The sequence below is a fragment of the Rubricoccus marinus genome (assembly GCF_002257665.1).
Lineage (GTDB): Bacteria > Bacteroidota > Rhodothermia > Rhodothermales > Rubricoccaceae > Rubricoccus > Rubricoccus marinus.
Genome location: NZ_MQWB01000001.1, coordinates 3,828,233 through 3,844,687, shown reverse-complemented (window position 1 = coordinate 3,844,687; position 16,455 = coordinate 3,828,233). Strand labels below are relative to the sequence as shown.

Below are 16,455 nucleotides of genomic sequence, written 5' to 3'. Positions count from 1 at the left end.
GGCGCCAGAGGCCTCCCCTGCCGCTGCTCACTCGCTGCTGCCCCCTTCCCACCTCGCCCGCGCCTACGCGAGCACGATCTGGCGGCGCAGCCTCGCGACCGGGATGTTGGCCTGCTCGCGGTACTTCGTTACGGTCCGGCGCGCGATGGGGTACCCCTTCTCCGCCAGCAGGTCCGCCAGCTTCTGGTCGCTCCAGGGCTTCGTCTTGTCCTCGTCCGAGATGATGCGCTCCAGGGCGGCCTTGACCTCCTTGTTGCTGACCTCCTCGCCGGTGTCGGTCTCGATGCCTTCGGAGAAGAAGTGCTTGAGCTCGAACACGCCCCACTCTGTCTGCACGTACTTGCCGTTGACCACGCGGGAGACCGTCGAGATGTCCATGTGGATAATCTCCGCGATGTCCTTGAGAATCATCGGGCGCAAGTGGCCTGCGCCGTGCTCGAAAAACGGCTCCTGGATCTGCACGATGGCCTCCATCACTTTCAGCATCGTGTTGCGGCGCTGCTGGATGGAGTTGATAAACCACCGCGCACTCTCCATGCGCGTCTTGAGGAAGTTCTTGGTCTCGGTCGCGGCCTTGTCGCCGCGCTTCTTCTTGGCCGAGAGGTCGTTCCACATGTTCCGGTAGTGCGCGTTGACGCGCAGCTCCGGGGCGTTCCGGCCATTGAGCGAGATGCGGAAGCCCTCATCGTCGCGGACCACGGTGTAGTCCGGCGTGATGTAGTTGGTCTGGGCCGCGAAGTCGCCCTCGCCGGGCTTCGGGTCCAGGCTCCGCACCAGGTCGTACGCCTCCTTCAAGTCGTACTCGTCGATGCCCAGCTTGCGCTGGATCTGGTCGAAGTGCTTCATGGTGAACGCCTTGTAGCAGTCGTGCACCAAGTCGTAGGCGTTCTCGCGGCCGTCCACGTCGTTCGGCATCATGTCCAGCTGCACCAGCAGGCACTCGCGCAGGTCCCGCGCGGCGATGCCGACGGGCTCCAAACGTTGGATCCGCGAGAGCACGCGCTCCACGTCGGCCTCGGTCAGCATCACGCCGAAGTTGAACATCACGTCGTCCAGGATCGACTCGACCGGGCGCCGCAGGTAGCCGTCCTCGTCAATGGAGCCGATGATCTGATCCGCGATCAGCTCTTCGGTCTCGTCGAAGTCCAGCAGGCCCACCTGCTCGCGCAGGCTTTCGGCCATGGACGAGAGGTCCGGCATGGGCGCCTCGCGGTCGTCCTCCTCGTTGTCCGGCGCGGCCTTGTAGCCGTAGAGGTCGTCGGGCGCGTTGAGGAACTCGTCCCAGTCGAACTCATCGTCCTGCTGCTTCTCGTCGGGCGCGTCGTCGCGCTCGGCCTCTGGCGTGTCCAGGTTGAGGTCGTCCTCCTCTTCCATGCCCTCCTCCAAGAGCGGGTTGCTCTCCAGCTCCGCCTTGATGCGCTGCTCCAGCGCGAGCGTGGGCAGTTGCAGCAGCTTGATGTACTGGATCTGCTGCGGCGACAGCTTTTGCTGGAGCGACTGCTTTTGGTGGAGGTTGAGCATGTCCGCGCGGGGCGGGAGGAGAAAGAGGGGTCGGGGGTATCGTCGTCGCAGCCGTCGGCTTAAGGTTCCGTGGACGCGGAGTGACGGCCGCCTGGAGCGCCGGCGCTGCGGTCGCCGCCAGAGGCAGGATCGCCCGCCGCGGGCGGGCTGTCTGTAGGACCGATGCCGAGAAGCTCCCGCCGCTCTTGGAGCGTGGCTTTAAAGCGCGCCAGCCAGTCGTCGCCGTAGCGGCGCGCCAGAGGCCGCGAGAGGAAGTCGGCGAGTTGGAGCCCCAGGCGGCGGCCGTGGGGAATCCCGGGGGTGCACATCTCGATCTGCTCGTAGTTGAGCACCTCCACGCGGCTCTCGCCTTCGCCGTAGGCCTCCACGCGGACCGGGTAGAGGTGGCACGAGATCGGCTTCTCCCAGTCCAGCTTGCCCTCGGCGTACGCCTCCTGGATACCGCACACGGCTGTGCCCTTGCGGAAGACGACGAACACGCACTCCTTCCCCGCGACGGTCGTCGTCGCGTAGCCCTCGCGCTCGTTGCCCTCCCACACGCCCTCCTTGCCGATCACGTCGTGCGCTTCCTTGCGCAGCCGCGGGCCGACGATGGGCAGCGCGCGTTCCAGCTCGGCGCGCTCCTCCGGAAGAAGCGGCGCGCCGCGGTCGCCCTCCACGCAGCAGCTGCCTTTGCACGCGGTCAGCGAGCAGCAAAAGGGCGCGTCGAGCAGCGCGTCGGAGACGAGGACGTGGTCTACAGCAAACATGGCGCCAACGTAGAGACACCCCCCGGCGGAGTCAACGGGGGGCGCCTCGGAAAGCCCGTCGCGCGGGGCAGTTCCAGGGGATCACGAGCCCGGCGGCTCGGGCGCCGCCGGAAACGCGGAGCCTCTGGCGCCAGAGGCCTGTGGCCTTCGCTCCCAGGCGGCCCTCCAGCCGGTGGCATGACACGCCCTGTCACACCCGCCGCGTACCTTGGGCGTAAACCACTCCCGCACACATGGACACCCCCGCCAGAGGCCCCATCGACGCCACCGCGCGCGACGCCGACTTCGAAACCGCTCTCCGCCCCCGCGCGCTCGACGAGTTCATCGGGCAGAAAAAGATCAAGGACAACCTCCGCGTGTTCGTGACGGCCGCGCTCCAGCGCGGCGAGGCGCTGGACCACGTCATCCTTTCCGGCCCGCCCGGACTCGGCAAGACGACGCTCGCGCACATCGTGGCCGAGGAGATGGGGGCGGCCATCAAGACGACGAGCGGGCCGGCGCTGGACAAGCCGGCGAGCATCGCGGGATTGCTCACCAACCTGGAAGAGGGCGACGTGCTGTTCATCGACGAGATCCACCGGCTCTCGCCCGTCGTGGAGGAGTACCTGTATTCCGCGATGGAGGACTACGCGATCGACATCCTGATCGACTCCGGGCCGAGCGCCAGAAGCGTACGGATCTCGTTGCCGCCCTTCACGCTTGTCGGCGCAACGACGCGCAAGGGGCTCCTGACGGCTCCGCTCCGCGCCCGCTTTGGCATCGACTTCCGGTACGACTACTACACGGCGGACCTCCTGCAGAAGATCGTGCTCCGCAGCGCCGAGCTTCTGGGCGTGGAGATCACCGAGGACGGCGCGTACGAGATCGCGCGGCGCTCCCGCGGGACGCCGCGTATCGCGAACAAGCTGCTCCGCCGTACGCGGGACTTCGCCGAGGTAGACGGCGACGGCCGTGTAACGCCCGCCCTCGCGAGCCACGCACTGGACGCGCTCGACGTGGACGAGGCCGGCCTGGACGACATGGACGCCCGCGTACTGCTCGCGCTCATGGAGAAGTTCGAGGGCGGCCCGGTCGGCGTGAGCACCATCGCCGTCGCTGTGGGCGAGGACCCGGGGACCATCGAGGAGGTCTACGAGCCGTACCTCATCCAGGAGGGCTTTATGGCGCGCACACCGCGCGGACGCGTCGCCATGCGCCGCGCGTACGACCACTTCGACCTGGTGCCGCCGCTCAAAGACACCGACCTCTTCGACGGGATGCTGGACTAGCCTCTGGCGAACGCTGCGCGCGGCCTCTGGCGCCAGAGGCCGCCGCTCCGCCCGAACGCTAGGCCTCCACCCGATCCGCCGCTTCTTCGGCCTCCTCCTCGGCGTCTTTCGCCAGGATGGCGTCGCCGTCCAGCCAGCACGTCTCGATGAGGTCCGTCGCCGCGTTGTACAGGCCGAGGACGACCGCGACGAGGAGCCCGGACGTGAGCGCGGACGCCGTTGCGAGGGTGTAGTACGCGACGGTGTAGAACGTGGAGGAAAGCCCGGCCTCTTCCCCGAACGGGATCACGAGCATTACCAGCAGCACGATGGAGCCGACAAACGTAGCGACATCGACCTGCGCGATCCGCCAGAGGCGGCGGTAGAATCCGGGGTCCACGTCTAGGTCCGTGTTCGCGCTCAAGCCGAGAAGCGTGAGGATGAGCGCGAGCGTCGTCGCGGAGGCGGTCACCACCGCCGAGGCCAGGAAGCGCACCGTCGGCATGGAGGCTTCGAGGAGCAGACGGACATCGACCCCGCTCGTGACGCCCACGATGGTGCCGGCGCCGAGCGAGACCGCGGCTGCGATGCCGCCACCGAGGAGCGCGCTTCGGAGGTACGTCTTGTTGGGCGAGATGTCTGGAGTCGGGAGCACGTGGAGGCGGCGGTGGGCACCGCGGGTGGTAAACAGGACGACGGACCCGGTAGCCTCGAAGCGCTCTCGCTCGCCGGAAAACGGGAGCCTCAGAAGGCGCGCGGCAGGCTGCTGACGCGAAGCCCTTCACGCCACGCCAGCGCCAGCCAAGACCGCCGCTGGCGTGGCGCCAGAGGCCAGCCGGGCACGGAAGCTCCTACGGAGGGGTGACACCGCCGTGTTCCTGCCCTTCCTAGCCTCTAAAGCTCCTTTACAAAGTGGGCCTCGGCGTGCCGTGTACGCCATCTCCGCAGCACGCGGAACGGGCCTCTGGCGCCAGAGGCCCGGGGGTTGCCGACGCCGGGCACATCTGATCAGCCCGTGCCTCTACAGGAACAGGTCCGGCATCAGCTCCGCGCCGGGGGTGACCGCGTACTGGTCGAACTGGGTTTCGCCCGCCATGCGGAGAACCTCCTCGTCCAGGAAGAAGTGGCCCGTCGTGCCGCGAGGGTCTTGGCTGAGGATCCAATGCGCGGCGTTGGCGACAATATCCGGCGTGCGGCTGGCCTCGATCATGTCCTGACCGCCGAGGAGGTTTTTGACCGCAGCCGTCGCGATGGTGGTCTTGGGCCAGAGCGCGTTGGCGCCGATGCCGATCTCTTTGAACTCGCGCGCCCAGCCCAGCACGCACATGGACATGCCGAACTTGGACATGGTGTACGGGAGGTGGCTCGCGAACCACTTCGGGTCCATGTCCAGCGGCGGCGAGAGCGTGAGGATGTGCGGCCCCCGGCCCGCCTTCGCGCTTTCCTTCAGGTGCGGGAGCGCCGCCTGGGTGACGGCAAACGTGGCGCGCACGTTGACGCTCATCATGAGGTCGTAGCGCTTCATCGGCGTCGCCTCCGTGGACGCGAGGAAGATGGCGCTCGCGTTGTTGATCACGATGTCGATGCCGCCGAAGTGCTCGGCGGTCTGCGCGATGGCCTCGGCGACGCGCTCATCGTCGCGGGCGTCCATCTGGATCGCGAGGCCCTTGCCGCCCGCCTCCTCGATCTTCTCGACGGCGGTGTGGATCGTGCCTGGCAGCTTGGGATGCGGCTCCGATGTCTTGGCAGCCACGGCCACGTTCGCGCCGTCCTGCGCCGCGCGGACCGCGATGGCCTCGCCGATGCCGCGGCTGCCGCCAGTGATGAAAATGGTTTTGCCTGCGAGCGGGGCGTCGGACATAGGAGGTGCGAGAGAAGGTGCGGCAAGGTAGACCGGACAGCGCACTCGGTTCCCCCTCCGGCGCTCGGCGCGCGGAGGGGCGGGCCTCTGGCGCCCGGTGCTTACATCCCGATCTGGACTTCGATCTCGACCACCGTGCCGCCCTCGTACGTCTCGATCGCCTCGACGGCGCCGTCCTTGCGCCACGTGTGCCATGCGCCCTCTTTCTCGCCCTGCTCAAAGCGCCCGGACCACGCACGGGCACCGTTCGGGTGCCACCCCTCGCTGATGCCGTGCCACACGTCCGCGGTGACGCGCGAGCGCTCGCGGATCGCACCGGTTTCGTGGAAGTACGTCCACACGCCCTTGCCGCCTGCCCATTCCCCGATGTACCGCGGCACGCCAGAGGCGTACCACTCCACCCACACGCCCTCCACCAACCCCTCGACAACGGTGTAGCGGATGCGCGGCGCTCCGTTCTCGTGCGTGCCTACAACCTGCGCCGTAATGGGCTCGCCCGTGGCGGCATCCGCTACCACGCCGTTCTCGCTCGTCACGCTGGCCTCCTGCACGACGGGAAGCTGGGAAGGAATACCGCGAACGTCCTGAGCCTCTGGCGCAGCGGCAAGCGCGAAGAGGAGGACAAAGAACACGGAGCGCATGAGGGCCGATGTGGAGTGGTGCCACAACGTACAGCCCTGCGCGCCTCACGCCAGAGGCCTCTGGCGCGCTCGTCTCCCCAGACCGATCAGCCTCCGGCTTCGCGGAGCCGCTTGAGCGTCAGGTTTTCCTGCTGTCCTTGCCAGAGCGGGTTTCCGCCTGGCCTCTTGCGGCGGTCGGTGTAGACCTCCAGCTTGTTGCCCTCGGGGTCGTGGAAGTAGCACTGCCACGCGATCTGCGCTTCTTGCAGGTCCGTCTCGCAGCCCATCTCGCGCAGGCGTTCTACAAACGCGAGAAGCTCGGCCTCGCTGTCCACCTCCCACGCGAAATGGTCCAGGCGCGTGGACTCCGCCAACGGCTCGCCAGAGGCCTCTCGCGATTGACGCAGCACGAGCCGGTGGTGCATCCCGTCCTGCGCGCCCCCGGGGATCGGCTGGGTGTCTGTCAGAAACGCGTAGTGGCTCTCCTCGTCCGTTGCGCGTTCGCGGACGCTCAGGCCGAGCGCGTCGCAGTAGAACTGCGCCATGCGGTCGAGGTCGGCGACATTGAGACGGAGGTGTCCGAGGCGGGCGGGCATATGCGGTGGGCAGGCCTCTGGCGCCAGAGGCCGCAGTGATTCCCCACGCCGACGGGCGGGCTCGGCGGCGGGTTCCACGGGCGCCAAAGGCTCAGGCGCGTTTCCTGAACACGCCGCGGACGACTTTCGCGAGGCCGTCGTGGTACGCGCCTTCGCGCAACGTGGTCTCGGTCTCTTCCAGCGCGAGCACGTCGGCGCCCTCGAAGTCGGCGCGCAGGAGATCGGCGGTGAACAGCATGTCGGCGCGGCCGGGACCGCCCGAGCCATGCACGGCGCGGTAGACGAGTTGCCCGATGTGGAAGCCTTCCACAACCACGAGACCGCCTGGTTTCAGCGCTGCCAGCGCCCGTCGGTGCAAGTCGCTCCGGACGTGCGGCTCCACGTGCACAAAGCTGAGCGCGACGACATCGACCTCCGCCAGAGGCCAGTCCCACGTCCTGAGGTCTGCGTGGACCGTCGCCACGTCGACGCCTCTGGCGTCAGCCAGGCGGTGCGTCTTGGCCAACCCGGCAGCCGAGAGATCCACGGCCGTAACCGTTAGACCTTGCTCGGCGAGCCAGACCGCGTCGCGGCCTTCGCCAGAGGCAGGCACGAGAGCGCGGCCGCTGGCGGGTAAATGGCTCGCCTGAGAGGCGAGCCACGCGTTGGGAGCGGTCCCGTAGGCGTACGCCTCCTCGGCGTAGCGCGCGTCCCAGAACGGGGTGGCGGGCGTGCCGAGCGCGTCCGGCACTACGCCAGAAGCAGGGCTCCGAGTAGGGGCACGAGGACGACGGCGGCCACGCCGAGAAGCGTCAGGACGCCGGGCCAGTAGATCGTAGAGAACACCGAGACCGCGTCGGGGTCGGGTGCGAAGTCGCGAGACATGACTGTGGAGGGAGGAGGTCAACCGAGCCGCGCGAAGCGGTCCCGAGGTATCGGCCGGTTCGCGGGCTTCGAAAGCGCCGACCTCCTACGAAGCGTGTTGGAACAAGTGCTTGACGAACCGCCCTAGATAGTCCCGGTTTCGCCTGAAAAGACGCCTTCTCGCAAGGGTCACGCCGGCCTCTGGCGACCTTCACAGTCCACACCGCGCCCCCGGTAGTACCGGTTTTCGAACGCCTGAGCCTGCTCCCGCTTTGGCCACCCCAGCCGTACGCGATGACTCACGCGCCAGAGGCCGGTGGCGGGGCCGAGAACGCGCCGGCACCCTGTACTCGGCCTCTGGCGCACAAAAAACCGCCCCCGCCAGAGGCTGACGGGGGCGGCGGGATTGGGAGGGCGCCAGAGCTAGAAGATCGGCGCGGGCAGCGGGCCGCTGGCGAGGCTGTCGTTGCGCAGATCCAGCGGGTTGATGGAGAGCAGGTTCTCGCGCGTGCTGACCAGGCTTTCGAAAGCGCTGGTGCGCCAGAACATCCGGTGGATGCCGATGATCTTGGACTGCGTCTGGCGGTAGCGGCTGTCCGGGTTCTGCCGCGCGAGCGCGTTCATGCTGCTGTACAGCGTCTCCAGACGGGCCTTGTTGGCGCGCGTGAAGCCGAACTGGCCGATGTCGTCTACGAGCGCCTGGTACTCGCGGTCGGTCGGGGTGACCTCGCTCGGGTCGAGAACAAAGGTGTCCTCGTCGAACGACGTCATCTCGCCGATCACGTCGAGACCGGTGCGCTTCATCGCCTCCACGGCTCCTGCCGGGAGGAAAAAGCGGATGGGCTCGCCGCCCGCAGCGGACGTCAAGACGAGGTTGCCGCGGTCGGGAACGCCAGAGGTCCCGGGCGCCATCGGGAGCTTGATGTGCGGGTTGAGCTGGCGGAAGCGCTCGTAGGCGGTGTCGCCATCGGCGTAGCTCCAGTCCAGGCGCTGATCCACGGACTCCAGGGCCGCAAGGATGCGCTCCAGCGTTACGCGCTCACCGGCGCGGACCTGCACGCGCTCAACGCGAGCGGTCTCCGAGGGATCGATGACCTGATCCTCCGTTGCGCGGAGGGCGCCGTAAGCCTTAAGAACGTAGATGCGAGAGTGCGGACCAAAGCTGGACACGGCGTCCACCTTCTCGAAGCCGTCGGTGATGCCCCACATGTAGGCGTCCGAGACGTGAAGGTTGGAGCGCACCGCCAGAGGATTGGCGCGGAGGTACTCGCGGTACAGCTTGTGGATGTTCGCGACACCGGCGTGGTAGGCCGAGATGCCCGGCAACTCGTGCCCGACGGCGTTGGAATACGCGCGGACGAGCATCAGCGCCGGCTCCATCGAGAGCAGCGGGTGCAACTCTTCAGCCACGCCCACCGAGCCACCGCCCGCCAGAGGCACGTTGTAGCGCTCCACGTTGAACATGCTCAGGATGTCCGGCATCATCTGGTAACGGGAGCGGGCGCCCGCGCTGGAGATGAGGTGGTCCTGGTTGAACGTCTCCACGGTGCCGATCTCGGTCGTGAGTAGGCTCAGGCCCAGCCGACGTGCGAGTTGCGCCTCGTACTCCACGAAGTGGTTGTCACGCGAGCGCGCTTCCAGGGAGTTGTCCTTGTAGCCCCAGCGGATCACGATGTCCTTGCGCGGGATGCCTGCGGCCTGAAGCTTCTGGCGAAGCTCGGTGGTCGCGGTACGGCGGGCGCGGTTGACCTCATCCCAGTTCACGCTGCCTGAGGCGCGGTACGCGTTGCGCATGCCGGTCAGCGTCACGGCGTCCAGCTCGCGGCCGTTGCGGCCGTCATAGGCGCGGATGGTAAAGTTGTCGTCCACGCCATAGGCCTTGCGGAACATCTCCAAGCGCCAGCGGAAGTCCGACATCATGTCGCCTTCGGCCGCGGCCTCTGGCGAGGCGTCGGTGAGGAACGCGCCGGCGAAGTACTTGCCGTGCATCCGATCCGGGTGGATGTCCAACTGGCGGAAGGCGTACGCCTCGCCAGCGGCAATCGGCGGAGCAGCAGGAGCCGCAGCCGACGCCGGGCTGTCCGGCGCCTTCTGCGCGGCCACGTCGCCTCTGGCGACGAGCGTGCCGACAAGCGCGACGGCGCCCAAGAAGGCGAGCGCCGCGAGCGGGATACGGAGGCCCGAGCGGAAGAGGTCGCGACCGCGCCTCCCCTGCGGAGAGGTGTCGTCCTCGGGGTCGCCGACCGCCGTCTCCTCCTGCATTGGGTCCGGGATGTAATCCAGGGCCGGGAGGAAACGGGGGGGCGCACCTTCAGGGCGGGGCGTGCTGTCGGGGTCGCTCATGGTGTAGGGGAGGTATTCTCGTGTTCTACGCTCGGGGGCCGCTGCGGGTCCGAGGAGGCGTGGACAGCGGGCGTTGACGATACGGCAAGAATCGGTCCGAGAACGCTACGGTGCGGTCTTTTGTGCACCACGGGCCCGCTCCACGAGGTCACGGAAGAGCACGTCGAGCGGGGGGTCCATCGCCTCCGGGTGGAACTGGACGCCCACGAACGACCCGTCTGCCGTCTCGATGGCCTCTATGACGCCGTCCGGCGCCGTCGCGCTCACGACGAGCCCCGCCCCGGGTTCGGCGAGCGCCTGCACGTGGCGCGTGTTGATGTGGAGCGTGTCCGTCTCCGTCAGGCGCCAGAGGCGTGTGCCCTCGTGGACGCGCGCGGGGTGCGTGCTTCCGCCGCGTCCTCGGCTGTGGACGGCGGTGCCCTCCACGTCGCGCTCCACGTCGGCGTAGATCGTACCGCCGCGCAACGCGCTCGCGAGCTGCATCCCGTAGCAGATGCCGAGCGCGGGGCGCCGCGCCTCCAGGAACAGCGCCAGAAGCCGCTTGTCGCTCGCCACACGGAGCGGCTCCGTCTCGTCGATGTCCTCCGGAAGCTCCCCCACGAGGCCGTCCGTGACGGCCGGGCCGCCCGTCACCACCAGCCCGTCCAGGAGGGCCGCGAACGCCTCCGCGGCCTCTGGCGTGTCGAGCATGGGCACGACGAGCGGGAGCCCGCCCGCGCGCTCGACGGCATGGACGTAGCGGAGGTCGAGGCGTTGTTCGAGGTCGCCGCGGTCCGTGCGGTTCAGCGAGGTGGTGATGCCGATGCGGGGGGCCATGTGGAGCAGAGGGGGTGGGATAGGGGAAGATCGGGCCTCTGGCGGAGCACCGGGAGAAGGCTGCTCAGCACGCGCCACAGGTTAGAGGTCCCCGATCGTGAGGCGGCGGCGGTCCGGCGCGCCAGAGGCGCTCAGGCCGAGCAGCATCGCGCCCTCGGTGAGGTGCTCGCTGGCGACCCAGGCGTCCAGCGCGCCGCTATCGAGCAGGTCCAGGAGCGCAGTCTTGACGGTCCGGTTGCCGCCGTCCCAGTCGGTCGTGCTCGCGCCGTGAACGATGCGGAGCGTGCTGCGGCCCGCGCCAGAGGCCTCTTGCGCGGCGCGGCGCGCGAGGTGCTCGGCCTCGGCGATGCGGGCGCCGTGGAGGTCCAGGGTAACGGCGCGGCCGTCGTCGGTCAGCGTGGGGCGGCGGAGCATGGCAAAGCAGTTGGGGCAACCTGAGAGGCGGGGCGCGCATTCTACCGCCCCCTTCTCCCCCGCCTTTCGTGAAGCTCACCGCCGCCGACGTCACCGCCGTCCTCAAGAAAACCGCCGCTGAGGTGATGGACGACGACGTCCCGAGCCTGAGCGCGGCCATCGCGTACTACACGGTGTTCTCCCTGCCGCCGCTGCTGGTGGTGATCCTGGGGGTTTCCGGCGCCATCTTCGGCGTGGACCGCGTGCAAGAGGCCCTTGTGGGCCAGGTCGGCAGCATCATCGGCTCCGACGGACAGGCGGCGATCCGCACGATGATCGAGAACGCGAGCACGCTCGGGGACGGCATCGGCGCCAAGCTGGCGGGGCTGGCGGCGCTGCTGTTCGGGGCCTCTGGCGCGTTCGGGCAGTTGCAGAAGTCGCTCAACCGCGCGTGGGAGGTAGAGAAAGCGGCCGAGGGCGGCGGACTCATGGCGGTCTTGGTCAAGCGGCTGCTCTCGTTCGGGATGGTGCTGACGATCGCGTTTTTGCTCCTCGTCTCGCTGGCGCTGAGCGCCGTCCTCGCGGCTCTCGGCGACGCCACCAGCGGCCTGGTGCCGGGCGGCATCGCGGGCACGCTGATCGACGTCGCGAACGTCATCGTCTCCATCGGCGTGATCGGGCTGCTGTTCGCGTTCATGTTCCGCTACTTGCCAGATGCCGAGGTCTCGTGGCGCGACGTGTGGGTCGGCGCGTTCGTCACCGCCATTCTGTTCACGCTCGGCAAAACGCTCATCGGGATCTACCTCGGCGTTTCCAGCCCCGGATCGGCGTTCGGAGCCGCGGGATCGCTCGCGCTACTCCTCGTCTGGATTTACTACTCGTCGCTTATCGTGCTCGTCGGTGCCGAGTTCACGCAGGCCTGGGCCGAGCGCATGGGCGACGGCATCGAGCCCGACCCGCCGGGCGGCGACGACGGCGGCTCCGAGCCCACGCCAGAGGTCCCGCGCACATCCGGCGACGGTGCCCATGCTCCGGAGGCACCCCTGCCCGACGTGGCGCACCCCGTTGCTGCCCCGCGCGACCCGGCGCCGTACTCGGGGAAGGAAGGATAGGGGGCATGCGATGAGGAGGGATGCGGGCCTCTGGCGGGACACGCCGCTCGCCTCTGGCGCCAGGGGCGGAGTGCGCCATCCACGTCGCGGGCTATCAGCGGCTCTGCGCCGGCCGGTCGGAATCCACCGCCCGTGCGCGAACGCCAGAGGCCTCTGGCGGTAGAATCCGAGCGCTCCCCCTCTCGATGATGGCCGACCGACCGACTTGCTCCTGCGGACACGACCGCTACCACCACTGGGCGCGCGCGTCGCTCTCGTACGGTGGCGGCGGCTGGCTGGCGCTTCTCAACGGGGCCAGCGGCACGCCGCGGCAGATCGTGTTCCGCTGCGGGAAGTGCGGCGAGACGTTCGAGACCACGCGCGATTCGGCCGTTCTCAAGGAGTTCCGCCGGTACCCGTACGTCCAGCGCTCGGACAGCGAGTGACCTATCGGCTTCCCCGTGCGCCTCTGGCGCCGGAGCCCCCGGCGCCTAGACGCGCCGCCTTCCACACCACCCCGCCGCACTGCCCGACCGCGCCAGAGGCATGACCACGTTTCCCCAGCACAACGCCTCGGACGAGGAGTGGACCGACTGGCGCTGGCAGATGCGCCACCGCGTCAACGACGAGGCGACCCTCGCACGCTACATCCGCATCACGGACGGCGAGCGCCACGCGATCAAGGCCACGCGCGGCATCTTCCGCTGGACCATCACGCCGTACTACGCGAGCCTGATGGACGCCTACGACCCCCAGTGCCCCGTCCGCCAGCACGTGGTCCCGCAGGCGCCAGAGGTGGAGCCCGACATCGTGGGCGTGGTGGATCCGTTGGACGAAGTGGGCCATAGCCCGGTCAAAAACCTCGTCCACAACTACCCGGACAAGGTGGCCTTCTGCGTGACGAGCGAGTGCGCGGTCTACTGCCGCTACTGCCTCCGCAAGAGGATGGTCGGCGACGCCGACTACATGATGCGGAAGGACGAACTGCGCGACGCGCTGGGGTACATCCGCGAGACCCCGGCCATCCGCGACGTGCTCCTCACCGGCGGCGACCCGCTGGTCTTCTCGGACGCCAACATCGACTGGCTGCTGGGCGAACTCCGCGCGATCCCTCACGTCGAGGTCGTCCGCATCGGCTCGCGCCTGCCGGTTGTCAACCCGATGCGGATCACGCCGGAGCTGTGCGCGGTCCTCCAGAAGCACCACCCGGTCTGGCTGAACACGCACTTCAACCACCCCAAAGAGCTCACGCCAGAGGCCTCTGGCGCTGCGGCGCGGCTGGCCGACGCGGGCGTGCCGGTGGGCAACCAGAGCGTGCTTCTGGCGGGCATCAACGACGACGCGGCGACGCTCAAGGCGCTCTGCGAAGGGCTCGTCGGGCTCCGCGTGCGGCCGTACTACCTCTACCACGCGCAGCTCATCGGCGGGACGGCGCACCTGCGCACGCCGATCGAGAAGGGCATGGACCTGATGCGCGAGATCCGGGGCCACACGTCGGGCTTCGCGGTCCCGGCCTACGTGCTGGACACGCCCGACGGCAAAGTGCCGCTCACGCGCGACTACGTCCTGGGACGCTCGGGCGACCACGTGGTCATGCGCACCACGCGCGGCACGCTCTGGGCCGAGCCGAATCCCCTCGGCGACTACCAGCCTCTAACGTCGGTGCCGGAGATCCCGATGCCGCCAGAGGCGCGGACGGTCCCCACGGGGGCGCCGACGTTCGTGCACGCCGAGGCGGTCTGAGCCTCTGGCGCAACGCCAGAGGCCGCGCGTCGTAGCCACGCGATGTTTGGCCTGTTCGTCTTTGTCCTGCTCGCGATTGGTCTCGGCGTCTGCGCGCTCTTCGGGGTGATGCTCTGGCGGGCGGGTCGGTGGGGAGTCGCTGTGTTGGCCGTGCTCGTGCTCGTGTTCGGAGCCGTTGCGTACCTCCTCCTCTTTCCAGACCTAGACGCGTATCGCACGCGGTTTACCCGAGAGAGCGCGGTCCCCTTCCCGGCCTCTGGCGAGTTCGTGCAGCACGCGACCTCGCATGGAGACGTGGACTGCTCCGCCGCGATTGTCGCCATCTCGCCAGAGGACGCCGCGCGGCTTCGGCGCTATCTCGAAAGCCACGACGCGGAGGTTGGGGACAGCCCGCGCCGCTCGTGTGGCGACCTCTTCATCGGGTTCGGGGAGCCCTACCTCGCGGACGGCTACGACTCCAAGGACGGTCGCTCGTTCTGGTGGGGGCTCGCAGAAGACGAGCAGACGTTCTCGTTTCTCTACCGAGAGATGTAGAGCCCCGCGCCAGAGGCTCTGCCTTCCCCCTCGCCAGGGGCCTCTGGCGTCGCGAGATTGCGCGCGCTCTCACCACCGCATTTGATGAAACGACTCCTCTTCGCAACGCTCCTGCTCGCCTCCGGCGCGAGCGCCCAGACGAGCGCGCCGCTCGGCCTCGGCGTGGACACGACGGCCATGGACCGGACCGTCCGCCCGCAGGACGACCTCTTCCGCTACACCAACGGCCGCTGGCTGGAGACTGTCCAGATCCCGGACGACAAGAGCCGCTACGGCTCCTTCGACATCCTCCGTGAGAAGGCCGAGGCCGATGTGCGCGCCATCGTGGAGGACGCCGCCGCCGGCCGCGTGGACGATCCCGATGCGCAGCGCATCGCGGCCGTCTACACCGCCTACATGGACTCCGCCCGCGTGGACGCGCTCGGCGTGACGCCTCTGGCGCCGGACTTCGCCCGCATCGATGCCATCGCCTCCCGTGACGACCTGGCGCGGTACTTCGCCGCCAACGCCAGAGGCACCTTCGGGCCGTCGCCGCTGGCGGCCTTTGTGACCGTGGACGCGCGGAACTCCGGCCAGCACATCACGGCGCTCTGGCAGACCGGGACGGGCCTCCCGGACCGGAGCTACTACCTCGAAGACGGCTTCGCAGACGAGCGCGCCGCCTACGTGGACTACCTCGCGACGATCCACGACCTCGCGGACCTCCCCGGCGACGCGCAAGAGGCCGCACGGACCGTGCTCGCGCTCGAAACCGAGATCGCGCGGCACCAGTGGACGCGCGTCGAGAACCGCGATCCCGAGGCCCGCTACAACAAGATGGCGTGGACCGAGCTCGTGGCGACGTACCCGCAGGTGCGGCTTCCTATCCTGCTCTCCGGGTCCGGCTTCCCGGCCGTCGATTCGGTGATCGTCAACCAGCCCAGCTACGTGGCCGCGCTGAATACGATGATGCGGCGCACCCCGCTGGAGGACTGGAAAACGTGGGCACGCCTCCAGACCGTGAGCGAGGCCGCCGGCCTGCTCTCCAAGCCCTTTGCCGAGGCCAACTTCGACTTTTTCGGCCGCACGCTTTCCGGCCAGACCGCCGACCGCGTGCGCTGGAAAAAGGCCGTCGGCGCGGCCTCTGGCGCGCTCGGCGAGGGCATCGGCCGGGTCTACGTGGCGCGGCACTTCCCGCCAGAGGCCAAGGCGCGCATGGACGAGATGATCCGCAACCTCCAGGTCGCCATGCGGCAGTCCATCTCCGAGTTGGAGTGGATGACCGACGAGACGAAGCAGGCCGCGCTCGCCAAGCTCGACGACTACACGTTCAAGATCGGCTACCCGGATGAGTGGGAGGACTACTCCGCGCTCGACCTCCGGCCCGACGACTTGATCGGCAACACGCGTAAGATCGCGGCCTGGAACTGGGAGGACATGCTCTCCGACCTCGGGCAGGCGCCCGACCGCGCCGAGTGGGGCATGACGCCTCAAACCGTCAACGCGTACTACAACCCGTCCTTTAACGAGATCGTTTTCCCGGCCGCTATCCTCCAGCCGCCGTTTTTCAACGTGGAGGCGGACGACGCCGTCAACTACGGCGGCATCGGCGCGGTCATCGGCCACGAGTTCTCGCACGGCTTCGACGACCAGGGCAGCCAGTACGACGGCCAGGGCAACCTCCGCAACTGGTGGAGCGAGGCCGACCGGACGGAGTTCGAGGCGCTGACCGACCGCCTCGTCGCGCAGTACGATGGCTACGAGCCTCTGGCGGGCGAGACCGTCAACGGCCGCCTCACGCTCGGCGAGAACATCGCCGACCTGGCAGGCCTCACGATGGCCTACCGCGCCTACCGGCTCTCGCTGGACGGCGAGGAGGCGCCGATTATCGACGGCTACACCGGCGACCAGCGCGTTTTCCTGGGCTGGGCGCAGGTCTGGCGCAACGCCTACCGCGACGCGTACCTCACGCAGTTGCTCAAGACGGACAGCCACTCGCCCGGCCCGTACCGCGCCGTCGGCCCGCTCTCGCACATCCCGGCGTTCTACACCGCGTTCGGCGTGGAGCCGGGAGACGGGCTGTACCTCGCGCCCGAGGACCGGATCAAGCTGTGGTAGA

Annotated in this window: 17 protein-coding genes; 6 read left to right on the top strand and 11 right to left on the bottom strand. The window is 68.6% G+C overall.

Annotated elements, in window-relative coordinates:
* Window positions 1-63: 63 nt before the first annotated feature.
* Both rpoN and BSZ36_RS16325 read right to left on the bottom strand, forming a co-directional pair.
* The gene (gene rpoN / locus BSZ36_RS16330) at window positions 64-1,521 is read right to left on the bottom strand and encodes an RNA polymerase factor sigma-54 (protein ID WP_094550886.1); all 1,458 of its coding nucleotides are present in this window, start codon (window positions 1,519-1,521) and stop codon (window positions 64-66) included.
* Between the two features lie 59 nt (window positions 1,522-1,580).
* Entirely contained in the window at window positions 1,581-2,270 is a 690-nt protein-coding gene (locus BSZ36_RS16325; protein WP_094550884.1) for a DUF3109 family protein, read from the bottom strand.
* Window positions 2,271-2,503: 233 nt separating this feature from the next.
* Between BSZ36_RS16325 and ruvB the strand changes: the two genes are divergently transcribed.
* On the top strand, window positions 2,504-3,538 hold the full coding sequence (gene ruvB, locus BSZ36_RS16320; protein ID WP_094550882.1) for a Holliday junction branch migration DNA helicase RuvB: 1,035 nt from the start codon (window positions 2,504-2,506) through the stop codon (window positions 3,536-3,538).
* A 58-nt stretch (window positions 3,539-3,596) separates the two neighbouring features.
* On the opposite strand, the gene BSZ36_RS16315 is transcribed toward ruvB, so the two are convergent.
* The 9 genes from BSZ36_RS16315 to BSZ36_RS16280 all read right to left on the bottom strand — a co-directional run bounded on the left by BSZ36_RS16315 (window position 3,597) and on the right by BSZ36_RS16280 (window position 11,010).
* Window positions 3,597-4,172 carry a hypothetical protein gene (locus BSZ36_RS16315; RefSeq protein ID WP_094550880.1) on the bottom strand — a complete coding sequence of 192 codons (576 nt, stop codon included), beginning with the start codon at window positions 4,170-4,172 and terminating at the stop codon, window positions 3,597-3,599.
* A 366-nt stretch (window positions 4,173-4,538) separates the two neighbouring features.
* Window positions 4,539-5,378, bottom strand: coding sequence for an SDR family oxidoreductase (locus BSZ36_RS16310; protein WP_094550878.1), 840 nt, complete (start codon window positions 5,376-5,378; stop codon window positions 4,539-4,541).
* A 101-nt stretch (window positions 5,379-5,479) separates the two neighbouring features.
* Window positions 5,480-6,019 carry a toxin-antitoxin system YwqK family antitoxin gene (locus BSZ36_RS16305; protein WP_094550876.1) on the bottom strand — a complete coding sequence of 180 codons (540 nt, stop codon included), beginning with the start codon at window positions 6,017-6,019 and terminating at the stop codon, window positions 5,480-5,482.
* Between the two features lie 86 nt (window positions 6,020-6,105).
* Window positions 6,106-6,594, bottom strand: coding sequence for a VOC family protein (locus BSZ36_RS16300; protein WP_094550873.1), 489 nt, complete (start codon window positions 6,592-6,594; stop codon window positions 6,106-6,108).
* 91 nt (window positions 6,595-6,685) lie between these two features.
* On the bottom strand, window positions 6,686-7,324 hold the full coding sequence (locus BSZ36_RS16295) for a class I SAM-dependent methyltransferase (RefSeq protein ID WP_094550871.1): 639 nt from the start codon (window positions 7,322-7,324) through the stop codon (window positions 6,686-6,688).
* Window positions 7,324-7,458 (bottom strand): hypothetical protein, encoded by a 135-nt coding sequence (locus BSZ36_RS20070; protein ID WP_281253160.1) that lies wholly within the window; start codon window positions 7,456-7,458, stop codon window positions 7,324-7,326. The genes BSZ36_RS16295 and BSZ36_RS20070 overlap by 1 nt, the downstream gene beginning before the upstream one ends.
* Window positions 7,459-7,860: 402 nt before the next feature.
* Window positions 7,861-9,780, bottom strand: a complete 1,920-nt coding sequence (locus tag BSZ36_RS16290; protein WP_143536939.1) for a hypothetical protein — start codon at window positions 9,778-9,780, stop codon at window positions 7,861-7,863.
* A gap of 105 nt (window positions 9,781-9,885) precedes the next feature.
* Window positions 9,886-10,596, bottom strand: coding sequence for a gamma-glutamyl-gamma-aminobutyrate hydrolase family protein (locus tag BSZ36_RS16285; protein ID WP_094550867.1), 711 nt, complete (start codon window positions 10,594-10,596; stop codon window positions 9,886-9,888).
* A gap of 81 nt (window positions 10,597-10,677) precedes the next feature.
* The gene (locus BSZ36_RS16280; protein ID WP_094550865.1) at window positions 10,678-11,010 is read right to left on the bottom strand and encodes a Smr/MutS family protein; all 333 of its coding nucleotides are present in this window, start codon (window positions 11,008-11,010) and stop codon (window positions 10,678-10,680) included.
* Window positions 11,011-11,078: 68 nt separating this feature from the next.
* Between BSZ36_RS16280 and BSZ36_RS16275 the strand changes: the two genes are divergently transcribed.
* The 5 genes from BSZ36_RS16275 (at window position 11,079) to BSZ36_RS16255 (ending at window position 16,454) form a co-directional block, all read left to right on the top strand.
* On the top strand, window positions 11,079-12,101 hold the full coding sequence (locus BSZ36_RS16275) for a YihY/virulence factor BrkB family protein (protein WP_218827714.1): 1,023 nt from the start codon (window positions 11,079-11,081) through the stop codon (window positions 12,099-12,101).
* Between the two features lie 20 nt (window positions 12,102-12,121).
* Entirely contained in the window at window positions 12,122-12,526 is a 405-nt protein-coding gene (locus tag BSZ36_RS19065; RefSeq protein WP_143536938.1) for a hypothetical protein, read from the top strand.
* A 100-nt stretch (window positions 12,527-12,626) separates the two neighbouring features.
* Complete coding sequence (locus tag BSZ36_RS16265) at window positions 12,627-13,823, top strand: KamA family radical SAM protein (RefSeq protein ID WP_094550861.1); 1,197 nt, start codon at window positions 12,627-12,629, stop codon at window positions 13,821-13,823.
* A gap of 42 nt (window positions 13,824-13,865) precedes the next feature.
* The gene (locus BSZ36_RS16260; RefSeq protein WP_094550859.1) at window positions 13,866-14,357 is read left to right on the top strand and encodes a hypothetical protein; all 492 of its coding nucleotides are present in this window, start codon (window positions 13,866-13,868) and stop codon (window positions 14,355-14,357) included.
* An 84-nt stretch (window positions 14,358-14,441) separates the two neighbouring features.
* The gene (locus tag BSZ36_RS16255; protein ID WP_094550857.1) at window positions 14,442-16,454 is read left to right on the top strand and encodes a M13 family metallopeptidase; all 2,013 of its coding nucleotides are present in this window, start codon (window positions 14,442-14,444) and stop codon (window positions 16,452-16,454) included.
* Window position 16,455: the final 1 nt, after the last annotated feature.

Coding starts and splice junctions, on each gene's coding strand:
- rpoN (WP_094550886.1), bottom strand. CDS start 1,521: ATGCTCAACCTCCACCAAAAGCAGTCGCTCCAGCAAAAGCTGTCGCCG.
- BSZ36_RS16325 (WP_094550884.1), bottom strand. CDS start 2,270: ATGTTTGCTGTAGACCACGTCCTCGTCTCCGACGCGCTGCTCGACGCG.
- ruvB (WP_094550882.1), top strand. CDS start 2,504: ATGGACACCCCCGCCAGAGGCCCCATCGACGCCACCGCGCGCGACGCC.
- BSZ36_RS16310 (WP_094550878.1), bottom strand. CDS start 5,378: ATGTCCGACGCCCCGCTCGCAGGCAAAACCATTTTCATCACTGGCGGC.
- BSZ36_RS16305 (WP_094550876.1), bottom strand. CDS start 6,019: ATGCGCTCCGTGTTCTTTGTCCTCCTCTTCGCGCTTGCCGCTGCGCCA.
- BSZ36_RS16300 (WP_094550873.1), bottom strand. CDS start 6,594: ATGCCCGCCCGCCTCGGACACCTCCGTCTCAATGTCGCCGACCTCGAC.
- BSZ36_RS20070 (WP_281253160.1), bottom strand. CDS start 7,458: ATGTCTCGCGACTTCGCACCCGACCCCGACGCGGTCTCGGTGTTCTCT.
- BSZ36_RS16290 (WP_143536939.1), bottom strand. CDS start 9,780: ATGAGCGACCCCGACAGCACGCCCCGCCCTGAAGGTGCGCCCCCCCGT.
- BSZ36_RS16285 (WP_094550867.1), bottom strand. CDS start 10,596: ATGGCCCCCCGCATCGGCATCACCACCTCGCTGAACCGCACGGACCGC.
- BSZ36_RS16280 (WP_094550865.1), bottom strand. CDS start 11,010: ATGCTCCGCCGCCCCACGCTGACCGACGACGGCCGCGCCGTTACCCTG.
- BSZ36_RS19065 (WP_143536938.1), top strand. CDS start 12,122: ATGCGGGCCTCTGGCGGGACACGCCGCTCGCCTCTGGCGCCAGGGGCG.
- BSZ36_RS16265 (WP_094550861.1), top strand. CDS start 12,627: ATGACCACGTTTCCCCAGCACAACGCCTCGGACGAGGAGTGGACCGAC.
- BSZ36_RS16260 (WP_094550859.1), top strand. CDS start 13,866: ATGTTTGGCCTGTTCGTCTTTGTCCTGCTCGCGATTGGTCTCGGCGTC.
- BSZ36_RS16255 (WP_094550857.1), top strand. CDS start 14,442: ATGAAACGACTCCTCTTCGCAACGCTCCTGCTCGCCTCCGGCGCGAGC.